Origin of the sequence: uncultured Acetobacterium sp., assembly GCF_927416815.1 — a bacterium.
Classification (GTDB): domain Bacteria; phylum Bacillota; class Clostridia; order Eubacteriales; family Eubacteriaceae; genus Acetobacterium.
This window is the reverse complement of the sequence record NZ_CAKMJU010000038.1, coordinates 1-12,573: the sequence shown is the minus strand read 5'-3', so window position 1 is coordinate 12,573 and position 12,573 is coordinate 1. Positions and strand designations below refer to the sequence as shown.

The window sequence follows — 12,573 nt, the reverse complement described above, 5'->3', positions numbered from 1 at the left end:
ACAGCAACTCACGATCATTGCGATATTTTTTTCACAACCTAACTTATACAGTAAAAGGAGACCATCATGCCATTTTTTACCACCGATAAAACGGATCTGCCAAAACGACCCATCCTCAAGCCTCACTGCGGACCTGTTCAAGGGCACTTCCGAAGGGGTATTTCCTGTTATAAAGGAATTCCCTACGCCATGCCTCCGATTGGCAAGCGGCGATTTAGAGCACCCGAACCGATGCCGCCCTGGGAAGATGTCCGCGACTGCTCAAAATACGGCGATTCCTCGCTTCAAATGGGTGGCATTACCCTTGATTCTCCTGGCACCTATCAAATGGATGGCAAAAGCGAGGACTGCCTATTTCTAAACGTCTGGACGCCAGCGCTGACCCCAGAAGAGCGTTTTCCGGTTTATGTTTTTATCCACGGCGGCGCTTTTTCTTCCGGTTCTGGTTCAGAAATGGTTTATGACGGCGGCCGAATGGCTCAGGAAGGGGTGGTGGTGATCACCATTAATTATCGGTTGGGGGCTCTGGGATTTCTTGCAACCCAAGGATTGCTTGAGGAAGCCGGAACCACTGGAAATTACGGAATACTGGATCAAATCCAAGCCCTGCAATGGATTCAGACTAACATTGAAAGCTTTGGCGGTGATCCTGATCAAGTGACGGTCGGCGGTCAGTCCGCCGGAGCCTATTGTGTCACTGCACTAATGCTTTCACCGCTGGCCAAAGGTCTTTTTCATCAGGCAGTAATTGAAAGCGGATCAATTTTTTCTATTTCAGCTTTTTCTGCCCTTAATCGGGGGAATTTACAAAAAACGATGGCTAATGGAAAGCTCTTATGCGATTTATATGGCATTGCCGATTCTTTAGATGGTTTAGATCAACTGAGAGCGCTACCCGGAGACATTTTTGCCGCCCTTTCGATGGTCAAATCAGATCAATCAACAGTTCCTAAAGCGTTCGGTTTTTGGCCAGTCTTCGATGGAGTAGTGCTCCCCAAAGACCCGGTCAAGGCATTGAAAAACGGCGAGGTTAACAAGGTTAAAATCCTCGCTGGTTATAACACCGATGAATCCTCCTTATTTATTAAAGGCCACACCAATCTGGGTATTTATCAGATGCTCTGTTATCATATCTTTGGTTCTCAAAATGCACCTAGTGCACTGGATCATTTTTTTGTCGATGATGACCATCCCCCTCTTGACCGGGCTTTAGAAATTTATACTTATGCTGCTTTTTTAATTGGCATGGTGATGATCGCAAAGCAATATGCGCAATTGGAGCAAGATGTCTATTTCTACAATTTTGATTTTGATCCGGCGATCCTGAAAATCGTTGGACTTAATACCGCTCATGGCATGGAGTTGCTCTTTGTATTTGGCAACGGCATCGGACAGCGACGCGCCACCAAGATCAGCAATTTGTCCTGGGTCATGCAACAATCATGGGTCAATTTTATTAAGTATGGCAATCCTAATTTTAAAGCAGAATACAAGGGGCAGATTGTCTGGCCGAAATTCGATCCGGAGAATAAATATATCATGGTTTTTGACACGCGACTTTCCAGCAAAAACCTCCCTAACCAGGAAGATTTGGAATTTTTGGAAACACTGATGTTTGACGGTAATATTGATTTATAAGCCCACGCATTGTCGCCTGCAGGTTGCTTACTGAAACGGCATTTTGTTCCGCTATTCTTTCTATATTATCTTGCCAAAAAACAAAAATAATGTTACATTTACCTAAGACTATGTTTATAGCAATGATGCTTAGCTTGGGATGACTTTACCGTTAAGCATCTTTTTTATTAAGTGAGGAGATAAAAGATGATTATCTACAACCAAAAAGATTTTTTAAATTACATGCCCGACGTCCAGGAATGTAATAAGAGCATTTCTGATCTGAATGACCAGTGGGATAATATTAAACTGCTTTCCGAGATTAATTGTCCCATCCAATCCAAAAGTGTTCTCCCTAATATGACAAAAATTCAAAGCGGTTTTATCGATTTACAAGAAGAACTGATTGACACCCTTGTTTCTGAAAAACTAAAAAAAATGGAGCAAAAAATTATTTCAAAAACTCAGGTTGCCATTGATATTCTGATTCGCAACCTATTTGAACGAACTGCTGACATCGGTTTCCTGGCGACCGATGATGACATTCGCCGCTTTGTCCAAAATAATGACCGGAGCGAAAGCGACCGCAATGTGATCTTAGCCCGAATGCGCGAGTACGTCGCCAAATATTCTGTTTATGAAGATATTATCGTGCTGGACAATAATTATCGGGTGTTAGCCAATCTCGATGAACAGAATGAAATTCTGGGAAAACAGATTAAAGGACCTAATCTGATCAAAACAATGGACGGCGAACAAAGTTTCGTAGAATATTTCAAAAATTCAAAACTACAATTCGGCGATAAAAATTCCCACATCTTTTCCAGTCGGATCTGTCGCGAAGGCACATCCCAGGCTATTGGTCTAATCTGTTTATGCTTTCGATTCGAAAATGAAATGGCTCAGATTTTCGAAAAGCTAACCAATGATTACGATGGCTCCGTTATGACCATCATTGATGGAGCGAATATCGTTATCGCCAGCAGTGATGAGAATCATGTGCCTGTGGGCACCCTTGTTGAACCAGTCGAATCTGGTGTCAACGGTGTTGTCTATTATCGCGGTTCGGATTATATTTCGAAAACAATTGCTACCCAAGGGTATCAGAAATATTATGGACTTGGTTGGAAGGGACACGTCATGATCCCCCTCAACCTTGCGTTTCGGGATAACCGAAATCTCAAGAGCATTGACTCCTCGGTCACGACAGGCCTGATGCACCAGGCTGATTCGTTTTCCACTGAACTCAATGAAATTATCAATAAAACCCAAACGATCAATGGCTCACTTAAGCGGATTGTCTATAATGGTCAGATCATTGCCAGAGATGACAGTATTGACGCCGAGTATTCCCGTTTAAAACCGATCTTACGCGCAATCGGGCGAATTGGCACCAATACCAGCAGTTTGTTCCAAAGCTCGGTTTCCAATCTATTTTCAACCGTCGTGTCAACCAGCCTAGTCGACACCAGCTTTTTGGCTTCGCTTTCTGTCGATATCATGGATCGAAATCTCTACGAACGCGCCAATGATTGCCGTTGGTGGGCATTGGATTCGACCATTCGAAGAATTCTGGCTAAAGAAAACATCACAACAGCAGACAAAAAACAATTAACTGATATTCTAATCTATATCAATGATCTTTACACGGTTTACAGCAATTTATTTGTTTTTGATAAAACTGGTACCATTATTGCCGTTTCCAACCCTAATCGCAGCGAAGATATTGGTAAAACCCTGACTGACTCCTATATCAATGAAATATTAGCAAACACGAAACCAGAAAAATACTTTGTTTCGCCATTTGATAAGACCGAGCTATACGATCATCGCCATACCTACATCTATGGTGCCTCAATTACTGATTATCACAATCACAACCGAACCGTCGGCGGAATTGGGATCGTATTTGACAGTGAAGATCAATTTAAGACCATCCTGGAAGAGTCGCTTCATTCAGACAACAGCACCTTTGCGGTATTTACCGACCGTAAAAAAACGATCCTGTCATCGACCAATGATGCCTATCAAGTTGGTACAATTCTAGATTTACCAGATGACCTGTTTACCGTACCAAACGCCAAAACCCGTTCCGAAATCTTAGTTTATGAAAATAGTTATTATTCAATTGGCTGTGCCTGCTCATCCTGTTATCGGGAGTATAAAAACTCAGACGGATATCATAATGATGTCCTTGCCTTTGTTTTTGAAAAAATGGCCGACTATGCCGAAATTACGATCAATAAGAATAATGATAAAGAGATCGAACAGTCCGATTTTGCTTTTTCTATGACGAATGAACATAAAAAACTGGCGACCTTTGTCATCAATGGACAGGTCTATGGTTTGGAGCAATCCTACGTTGTTGAAGCATTAGAAGCGAGCAAAATGATTTCCGTCCCAGGAACCAACGCGGTAATCCGGGGGGCTGTAGAATTTAACGATCACTATTATGCGGTTGTCGATGCCCTGGCACTTTTTGATAAAGACCAACCCAGCCTCAACGCCTTCCACCTATTGATGCTTCAGCTATCTGAAGAAGAAATGATTGCGATACAGGTTGAAAAACTGGTAAGCGTACTTGAAATTAATACTAATGACATTCAACCGGTTGAAATCTCTTCGGCAATCACCGGTATTATTTGTTTAACTGACGGCTCTGAACGAACGATTCTGGAAATGGATCCTCAGATCATTCTTGAAAAGTTGGTTGAAAACCACGTCGAAGAAGATCTGGATGCAGCCCTTCCGCTACTGGAATCCAAGCAAGTAAATGAATAATTCAAAGTCCTACCAATAAAAACGAACCTCAGCTCAAAAAAATCCCAGGTGCTGCTAATGTCTTCTGTGCATCTGGGATTTTTTATTTTTGTGTTTATTCAACTATCAATATCAATTAGTATCTTTCCGTCTTCAACCTTAACCGGATAGCTACGATTATTTTCCATTTTGAATTCGATAAATAAGATCTTCGGTTTTCCTAAACCCTTACCTGTCTTGGCATCATATTTTGCGCCATGCCTTGGACAGGTGATGACCCCATCCTCTAAGCTGCCTTTAAATAGCGATCCGCCCATATGCGGACATTTATTGGATACTGCATAATAAGCGCCATCCACCTTTGTCAGTAAAATCTTTTTGTCTCCTACTTCGACCAGTTTTTTCTCAGTTTTTTCAAACTCCTTTATTTCAGCAACTTTTTGAAATCCCATTTTTCTCCTCCATTTTTTGAATTATTGTTTAGCTTTATTGTTATCTATTTACCCTTTTAGTAAACTTCGAAACGAAACGCCTTCCTCATTTAATTGACAAATTTTTTATTCTTGCCTATTATGGGTTGTTTATTTATTATAATGGGTATTAAGTCATTGGGTATTATGTCATTAAGAATCAAACCAAAATCGTCATATTAAAAAATTTGTAGAAGAGGTGATTTTATGTCAGCAAAAAAAGTATTTACAGCCGAACAGGCAAAAGAAACGGGTAGAATGCTTGGAATAAGTTGGAGTAAATTTGATATAGAGCAGTTTCGAATGGGAATGGATGTTGAGCTTGAGCATGGCACTGACAATTCCCGCACAAACGTAACCGGCGATGACCCTTTCATCACCGGCAAAATTGCCCTGGCTCATTTAAATGAGTTTCCTGATTATTATACCCGTCTTGAAAAAATGGAAAAAGAAGCCGAAGCATTTTGGGAAGGTAAATAATTAACTAATTGGTTATTCCGCCCCTCCTGTCTCCAACAAATTAAAAAAGAGCGTCTCTAAAACTTAGGAGCGCTCTTTTTTATCATATTTTAAATTTTTAAACAAGCCGTTTATGACACTTTTAGATCTGTTTATCAAACGCGCTACTTAATCTGATCCGAAAATCAATGCTCCTGAGGGCTTATTTCCTATTAAGCTTTTTTTGCACTTTTTCGATTATCTCGTTGAGCTGGGAAAATATTTCCTGGATCCCGCCATCACCCTTTATTTTATGAAGAATTCCTTTTGTTTCATAGAACTCCAGGATCGGCTGTGTTGTTTGATTATATATAGCCAATCGGTCTAGGATTATTTGTTCCTGATCATCAGCCCGGTGAATCAATGCGGTTCCGCAAACATCACAGTGTCCCGGCGCCTTAGGTGGATTGTATTTAATATGATAACTTTCAGCGCACTTAGGGCAGACCCGTCTACCTAAAATACGATCGACGATCATTTCTTTGGGAACATCGATTAGAAAAACGAAATCGATTTGTTTGTTTTTTTTATTCATGATTCGGTCGAGGGCTTCCGCTTGCTTTTTATCACGGGGAAATCCATCCAGTAAAAACCCATTTTTGCAATCATCTTTTGTTAATCGTTCTTCCACAAGCGAAATTGTTATCGGGTCAGGGACAAGCTGACCGGTACCGGTATAGCTGCTGATTTCGCGACTTAACGCGGTGCCTTCTTTAACTTTTTCTCGGAAAATAGCTCCTGTGGAAATATGGGGTATCGCAAAATGATCACAAATTAGTTTTGCTTGGGTTCCCTTTCCGCCTCCGGGTGTTCCTAATAAAATAATTCTCAAAACAAATTACCTCCAGAAATTAATCTCACGGCCTGGTATAATCAACAATCGTAATATTAAGGGCTCTCCGATCGGCCAGGCAGATATCAAAGGGTTTGACTTCATAGTCGCCATTTTTAAAAATCCGAATATTGGGACGCATGCAAAAACTTTCAAAATTGTCAGTCACCACACCAGCTAAGCCATTACTTAATTTAACCGGGGTTCCGATCGGATATGGTGCGATTTTCCTGACAAGCAGATTAACCAGATCCGGATCAAACAGGTTTCCAGAACCTCCCATGATGTATTCAACGGCTTCTGAAGGTAGCAACCCCTTGCGATAAGGTCGATCGGATGTTAGGGCATCATAAACATCGGCAATCGATATAATTCTGCCATATAAGGAAATCTTATCTCCCTTGGCATTATTGGGGTAACCACCACCCGAGAATTTTTCATGATGATCTAGTATTCCCGCCTGGGCACCGACACTGCCAACATATTCCTTAGTTAGGTATTCAAAGCCGAGGTAAGAGTGCTTTTTCATTTCTGAAAACTCAATGTCCGTCAAAGGTCCCTGTTTATGCAAAATCTCTTTAGGTACAAAAACCTTTCCAATATCATGAAGCAAGGCTCCAAACCCAAGATTGCATAAATCCGTTTTATCAAGACCCATCGCCGTCCCCAGACCGATCGATAATACGGCAACATTCACCGAATGAAAATAGGTATAGTCATCAAAGACTTTCAAATCGACCATATTCAGCATCATTTCTTTGTTTTTTAAAATCACGTCTACAATGGTCTCAACCTGATTTTCCATTTCCGCAAACTGCTCTTGTGGAACCGGCAGGTTATTTTCTTTGCAAATAAATATCTCTTTGATTCCGTTGACTGTCTTCGTTCTCAAGCTGCTGTTAATCGTATTGACGATCGGTATGTTAATTCCCTGTTCCTCTTCGATATAAAGACCATTACATTTATACTGACGGATTTTTTTAATTATTATTTCATCTAAAACAGTTTTTCTCGCAAGAATCAGCTCTCCTAGTTCCCCAAATAAATCTGAGGCACTGATCATTCCTTCTCGCAAGCAAAATATTGGCACAAATCTCATGATAGTCCTTCCACAGTAACCATTAGAAAACCACTCTTCTTTGAATGGCAAAATGGTCAAATAGTTGATTTATTTATAATTATAAACTAAAAAGTTAGTTTTATCTGGATTAAAGTTTGTTTCCTTAAATACGATGATATCTTTTTACTCAATTTTTGTCAATAAAATTTTTGCAAACGTTTGATGCTTAAACCAAAATAAAACGCCATCATAGTCGGTTGGACTATCATGGCGTCATATTTTTTGAAACATTTGAACATTATACATCTTTTGATCTCTATCTAAATATGCCTAGAAAAGATTACTGAAAAAATTTCCGATTTCCTCGAAAAAAGTCGATACTTTCTGAAAAAATCCCTGGGTGCTCTGGCCAGCTTCAACTAGCTTAAGGAATGTATCCGGATCCATATTCAGCTCATTAAATTTGTTAACAAGGCTCAATATCTCTTCAATTTGCTGATCATCCAAAACCGTATCATATTTTTCGGCTGTCACAATAATCAATTCCCGAATTTCATCATCACTCATGGTTTTTGTTTGGGCAATCTCACCTTTTAAACTATTGATGATATTGACGGCATCATCACCAATGGCATCTTGAAGTTCACCAACAACAACGACCTCTTCAACCGCGGTTGTTTTTGCAGCTTCATCAAGACTGGTGTCGGTTGCCGCCTCATAGGCTTTGTAAATACCGGTTAATGCGCCTGTTCCCGACACTGGTGTGTAAGCCGCTACAATGACCTTCGCATTTTTGATGCCGGCAGTTCCCAATGCGGATTCATACATCTTGTCGGTTACCCAATCAATGTTGTGGGATTCCAGATCAATTCCTCCCGATGATTTTTCCTGAACATACACACTCGATAGGGCCAGGGTTCCAATTTTATCAAGGGAAACCAAACCTTCTAAATATTCTCGCTCATCCGCATTGGTTACAACGATTTCTTCAACATCACCTCTTTTGATATTGAAATAACCATAAACTGTTTTGAGTTGTGCTTCGGTATTATCGGCTCCAATGGCAACACTAGCACTTTTTGAATCGGCCAGTACGGGACTCATCATTACCATCGATAATACAATCGCTAAAATTCCTGATATTATTTTCCTTTTCATTCTTCACCTCGATTAATTTCTGTCTTTTAAAAATCTGTTATATTAACTTGATAATCATAACAATTAATCCTAATTTTTAACTTAATTTCTAGAATTAAACACAGTTTTTGGCCATTTTAGCTGCTTCTGCCTTATAAATAAGAAAAGCCGATTGCTTGTGCAATCGACTTTTTTATTTAATATTGGTGCGAGAAAAGGGATTTGAACCCTCACTGCATTGCTGCAACAGATCCCTCAAACCTGCGTGTCTGCCGTTCCACCATCCTCGCATAAGAAACAGGTGTTTTGACCCTGTTTCTTATTATAATGGAATGAAGTAAAAATATCAACTATTTTTTTTGTTTTGCAAAACTTTATTTGCTTGTCCACTCTGCTGTTGGTATTTAGTCTGTCCAGAGCTTTCGATTTGAAAAATAGATATTTATCATAATCAACAGATCATCAAGACTGCCATTATTCTCAATGATCGTATCTGCCAGTGCGATTTTTTCCTCATCTGACATTTGCATCTCGATACGCTTTATAGCCTGTTCTCGGGACAGCTGATCTCTTTCCATTATCCGTCTAATCCGAATCTCCTTATCGGCTACCACCAGAATGGTCTCATCCACTGTATTTTGAAGGTTGCTTTCAAAAAGCAGCGGGCAGTCAAAAAAAACCGCGGGCACACCAACCGATTCATAATACTGAATCTGCTGATCATACAGTTTTTTTATTTCCGGGTGAACGATGCTGTTAAGTATCTTTCTGGTCTGTTGATCGTTAGCGATTAGCTCGCCCATTAAGCTGCGGTTTAGTTCACCATTTTCGTTAAGAACTTTCTGTCCAAAAACTGCTGCAACTTTATCTAAACCAGGACTTCCCAGCTCGACTGCCTGTCGGGCTAATTGATCAGCGTCAATGACAATATAATTGAAACGTTTTTTTAAGATATCTGTGACGGTCGACTTACCTGAAGCAATCCCACCGGTTAAGCCTATTACTCTCATAACCTGCTCCTGCTATTTCACATCATACCAGGACATCCCGGTATTCACATCAACAGTCAGTGGCACACAAAGCTTAGCCGCCGCTTCCATTTCTTCTTTAATCAGTCTCACGACCTGCTCTTGTTCATTTTTCGGGGTATCGATGATCAATTCATCGTGGACTTGCAAGATCAGTTTAGCTTCCAGATTTTCCGTCCTTAAACGATTATACACCTTGATCATCGCGAGTTTAATAATATCCGCCGCACTCCCCTGGATAGGCGTATTCAAGGCCATTCTTTCGCCGGCCTGAACTAACATCGCGTTTCTGGAGTTCATTTCCGGAATATAACGTCTTCTTCCCCAGATGGTGGTGACATAGCCCTCATCTTTGGCTTGCCTTTTGACATTTTCCATATAGTCCTGAACCTTCGGATAACGGGCAAAGTACCGATTAATATAGTCCTGAGCTTCGTTTCTGGAGATCCCCAGATCTTTTCCCAGACTAAAGGCCTGCTTGCCGTAGATTAATCCAAAATTGATCGCTTTGGCCTGGCCCCGCTGGGTTCTGGTGACCGCATCTAAGGAAACGTTAAAAATCTCAGAGGCGGTTCGGGTATGGATATCCTGTTCTTTTTTGAAGGCGTCAATCAGATTCTCGTCTCCAGAAAGATGGGCTAAAACCCGAAGTTCAATCTGAGAATAATCGGCATCGACCAACATTCGATCGGTCGCCGATGGCACAAATACCCGTCTGATTTCTCGTCCCATTTCTGTTTTTACCGGAATATTCTGTAAATTGGGATTGGAACTGCTAAGTCGTCCGGTTGCTGCTACAGTCTGATTAAAGGTCGAATATATTTTATGGGTTTTGGGATCAACAAAGGCCATCAGACCCCGGCCATAGGTTGAATCCAATTTAGACAGCATCCGATACTCAATAATTTTTTCAATAATTGGATGAAAATGAATGAGCTGTTCGAGCACTTCGATATTGGTCGAATAGCCAGTTTTAGTCTTTTTCACCACCGGCAGTTTTAATTGTTCGAAAAGGACAGCACCTAGTTGTTTGGGTGAATTAATGTTAAAGCTTTCTGTTTCAGCCAGTTCATAGATGTCATTGGTGAGGCTGGCAAGCTTGTTTTCAAATTCACTGGATAAAACTTCCAGCTGCTCTAAGTCAATTTTAAAACCCAGCTCCTCCATCGACACCATCACTTCCAGTAAAGGCATCTCCATGTTTTTAAATAAGGTCATCATTTTTGTTTGATTGAGCTCTTCTTCCAGAACGGTTTTTAAGTCTTTGATGGTTTCGCAGTTTTTGATCATATAATCGGCCAACAGCTGTTCATCAAGGCCTTTCGCCGTCACCAATTTTTTGCCTTTTCCGAACATCTCCTCATCATCCCGAATGGCCCGATTAAGATACTGATAGGCAGCCGATTTCAAATCATAGCGCTGATCTCCGGGGCTCAAAAGATAGGTAGCAATATAGGTATCAAAGGCTTCTTTGACTTCTTTGATATCATTTTTATGAAAGATATGAATCAAGTTCTTTAGGTCCTGACTGGTAATTGCCAATGAGCAAATATTGGGCAGATTTTTAAATCTTTCAAAGAATTTCAAACCGTCAACGGCCTCAGGGTTTAGATAATAATAGCGGTCGTCGATTCCCAGTGCCAAGTAAATCTGTGTCGTTTCTTGATGATAATAGATGATCACTTCTTTGGTGTTTCTCAAATCACTAAATAAACGTTCCATATCTGCGGCTGTTTTGATCCAATCGAAGTCGACTGATTTTTGGATGGTTTCCACTGCTTCAGCAGCATCTATTTTTGACAACAGGGTATTGAATTCCAATTCTTTAAGTAAGGCAATACTCTCAGGAGTAAAGATATTATGAAAGGCTAGTTCTTCAAAGTCACCTTGCCAGGGGACATCCAATTTGATGGTTCCTAGCATTCGGCTCATGAAGGCATCTTCTTTTCCTGCTACTATTTTTTCCTTTTGTTTGCCTTTTTGCTCGTCGATCAATTCATAAATGGTTTCCAGGTTTCCATACTGCTGAACCAGCTTAATCGCCGTCTTTTCGCCGATTCCTGCTATTCCTGGAATATTGTCAGATTTATCCCCCATCAGAGCTTTTAAATCAATCAGCTCTTTGGGAGTAAGTCCGTACTGGTCTTTGACCCAGGCTTCATCCACCTCTTCCAATTGGGAGATGCCTTTTTTTGTATACAATACCTTCGTTCTCGGCCCAACTAACTGAAAGGCATCCCGATCACCGGTGATAATTTCTGTTTCAATCCCTTTTTCAGATCCGATGCTAGCTAGGGTGCCAATGAGATCATCCGCCTCAAAACCTTCCAGCTCGACGATGGCAATATCCATCTTTCTGAGCAGCTCTTTTAAAATAGCAAACTGTTCTGCTAGCAGCTCGGGCATATTTTGACGCCCGCCCTTATAGTCATCATAGGCGAGATGTCTAAAGGTTGGTCCTTTTAAGTCAAAGGCAACCCCCAAATAATTTGGTTGGTATTCCTCTTGAATTTTAACTAATATGTTAACAAAGCCATATAAGGCATTTGTTGGTACGCCCTTTGAATTTGACATTTCCCGGATGGCATAAAAGGTTCGGTAAAAAAGACTGTTTCCGTCGATTAAGATACTTTTCATTTGTGCTCTCTTTCTCTTCTTTATTCTACTCAATTAAATAAATATAACTATTATATCAAAAGTAACCCAGATTGAACATTGAATAAATTTAAAAGCTGATATTGACAACAATCATTGTCAGAGCTATACTAGTATTGACAACTTTATTTGTCAGTATGACAATTTTAGATGTCAGCTGTAGTTTAGGCTTAGGAGGTACACGTATGGGATTGGAAAACCGCTTAAAGGAATATCGTGCCCGAAACAATTTGAATCAGTCTGATCTGGGAAAGCTGGTCGGTGCGTCCCGGCAAACCATCAGTTTGATTGAACGGGGGGATTATTCTCCGTCTGTAATTTTAGCTCTAAAAATTGCCAGAGTTTTTGGAACGACTGTTGAAGAATTATTTTTATATGAAGAGCAATCTGGTAATATGTCAAGCGGTTATTTTTTAATGACAGAAACAAAAGATTGAGAAAGGGGTAACTTTAATAAACCCTGGTGTTTTCAAGAAAAAAACAGGTAAAAGAAAAAAGTATTTAGTTGATGTCAGC

10 protein-coding genes and 1 tRNA gene are annotated in these 12,573 nt (G+C 40.4%); 4 read left to right on the top strand and 7 right to left on the bottom strand.

Annotated elements, in window-relative coordinates:
• Window positions 1–66: 66 nt before the first annotated feature.
• Window positions 67–1,638: a carboxylesterase family protein gene (locus QZ998_RS07125; RefSeq protein ID WP_296559231.1), complete on the top strand. Its 1,572-nt coding sequence runs from the start codon at window positions 67–69 to the stop codon at window positions 1,636–1,638.
• 186 nt (window positions 1,639–1,824) lie between these two features.
• Window positions 1,825–4,398 (top strand): chemotaxis protein CheW, encoded by a 2,574-nt coding sequence (locus QZ998_RS07120; RefSeq protein ID WP_296559229.1) that lies wholly within the window; start codon window positions 1,825–1,827, stop codon window positions 4,396–4,398.
• Window positions 4,399–4,496: 98 nt separating this feature from the next.
• On the opposite strand, the gene QZ998_RS07115 is transcribed toward QZ998_RS07120, so the two are convergent.
• On the bottom strand, window positions 4,497–4,829 hold the full coding sequence (locus QZ998_RS07115; protein WP_296559226.1) for a Rieske 2Fe-2S domain-containing protein: 333 nt from the start codon (window positions 4,827–4,829) through the stop codon (window positions 4,497–4,499).
• 225 nt (window positions 4,830–5,054) lie between these two features.
• On the opposite strand from QZ998_RS07115, the gene QZ998_RS07110 reads away from it, so the two are divergent.
• The gene (locus QZ998_RS07110; protein WP_296559224.1) at window positions 5,055–5,327 is read left to right on the top strand and encodes a DUF5661 family protein; all 273 of its coding nucleotides are present in this window, start codon (window positions 5,055–5,057) and stop codon (window positions 5,325–5,327) included.
• Window positions 5,328–5,508: 181 nt separating this feature from the next.
• On the opposite strand, the gene QZ998_RS07105 is transcribed toward QZ998_RS07110, so the two are convergent.
• The 6 genes from QZ998_RS07105 to polA all read right to left on the bottom strand — a co-directional run bounded on the left by QZ998_RS07105 (window position 5,509) and on the right by polA (window position 12,039).
• Window positions 5,509–6,177, bottom strand: a complete 669-nt coding sequence (locus QZ998_RS07105; RefSeq protein ID WP_296559223.1) for an adenylate kinase — start codon at window positions 6,175–6,177, stop codon at window positions 5,509–5,511.
• A 25-nt stretch (window positions 6,178–6,202) separates the two neighbouring features.
• Entirely contained in the window at window positions 6,203–7,252 is a 1,050-nt protein-coding gene (locus QZ998_RS07100) for an HD-GYP domain-containing protein (RefSeq protein WP_296559221.1), read from the bottom strand.
• A 315-nt stretch (window positions 7,253–7,567) separates the two neighbouring features.
• Window positions 7,568–8,395 (bottom strand): DUF1002 domain-containing protein, encoded by an 828-nt coding sequence (locus tag QZ998_RS07095; RefSeq protein ID WP_296559219.1) that lies wholly within the window; start codon window positions 8,393–8,395, stop codon window positions 7,568–7,570.
• Window positions 8,396–8,578: 183 nt separating this feature from the next.
• Window positions 8,579–8,664 (bottom strand) — tRNA-Leu (locus tag QZ998_RS07090).
• A gap of 114 nt (window positions 8,665–8,778) precedes the next feature.
• Window positions 8,779–9,384, bottom strand: coding sequence for a dephospho-CoA kinase (coaE, locus tag QZ998_RS07085; protein ID WP_296559217.1), 606 nt, complete (start codon window positions 9,382–9,384; stop codon window positions 8,779–8,781).
• Between the two features lie 12 nt (window positions 9,385–9,396).
• A complete protein-coding gene (gene polA, locus QZ998_RS07080) occupies window positions 9,397–12,039 on the bottom strand; it encodes a DNA polymerase I (RefSeq protein ID WP_296559216.1) in 2,643 nt (880 codons plus the stop codon).
• A gap of 203 nt (window positions 12,040–12,242) precedes the next feature.
• Between polA and QZ998_RS07075 the strand changes: the two genes are divergently transcribed.
• Entirely contained in the window at window positions 12,243–12,494 is a 252-nt protein-coding gene (locus QZ998_RS07075; RefSeq protein ID WP_296559215.1) for a helix-turn-helix transcriptional regulator, read from the top strand.
• Window positions 12,495–12,573 lie beyond the last annotated feature (79 nt).

Excerpts from the sequence above, each read along its gene's own strand:
- QZ998_RS07120 (WP_296559229.1), top strand. The coding sequence starts at position 1,825 with ATGATTATCTACAACCAAAAAGATTTTTTAAATTACATGCCCGACGTC.
- polA (WP_296559216.1), bottom strand. The coding sequence starts at position 12,039 with ATGAAAAGTATCTTAATCGACGGAAACAGTCTTTTTTACCGAACCTTT.
- QZ998_RS07125 (WP_296559231.1), top strand. The coding sequence starts at position 67 with ATGCCATTTTTTACCACCGATAAAACGGATCTGCCAAAACGACCCATC.
- QZ998_RS07095 (WP_296559219.1), bottom strand. The coding sequence starts at position 8,395 with ATGAAAAGGAAAATAATATCAGGAATTTTAGCGATTGTATTATCGATG.
- QZ998_RS07115 (WP_296559226.1), bottom strand. The coding sequence starts at position 4,829 with ATGGGATTTCAAAAAGTTGCTGAAATAAAGGAGTTTGAAAAAACTGAG.
- QZ998_RS07110 (WP_296559224.1), top strand. The coding sequence starts at position 5,055 with ATGTCAGCAAAAAAAGTATTTACAGCCGAACAGGCAAAAGAAACGGGT.
- QZ998_RS07075 (WP_296559215.1), top strand. The coding sequence starts at position 12,243 with ATGGGATTGGAAAACCGCTTAAAGGAATATCGTGCCCGAAACAATTTG.
- coaE (WP_296559217.1), bottom strand. The coding sequence starts at position 9,384 with ATGAGAGTAATAGGCTTAACCGGTGGGATTGCTTCAGGTAAGTCGACC.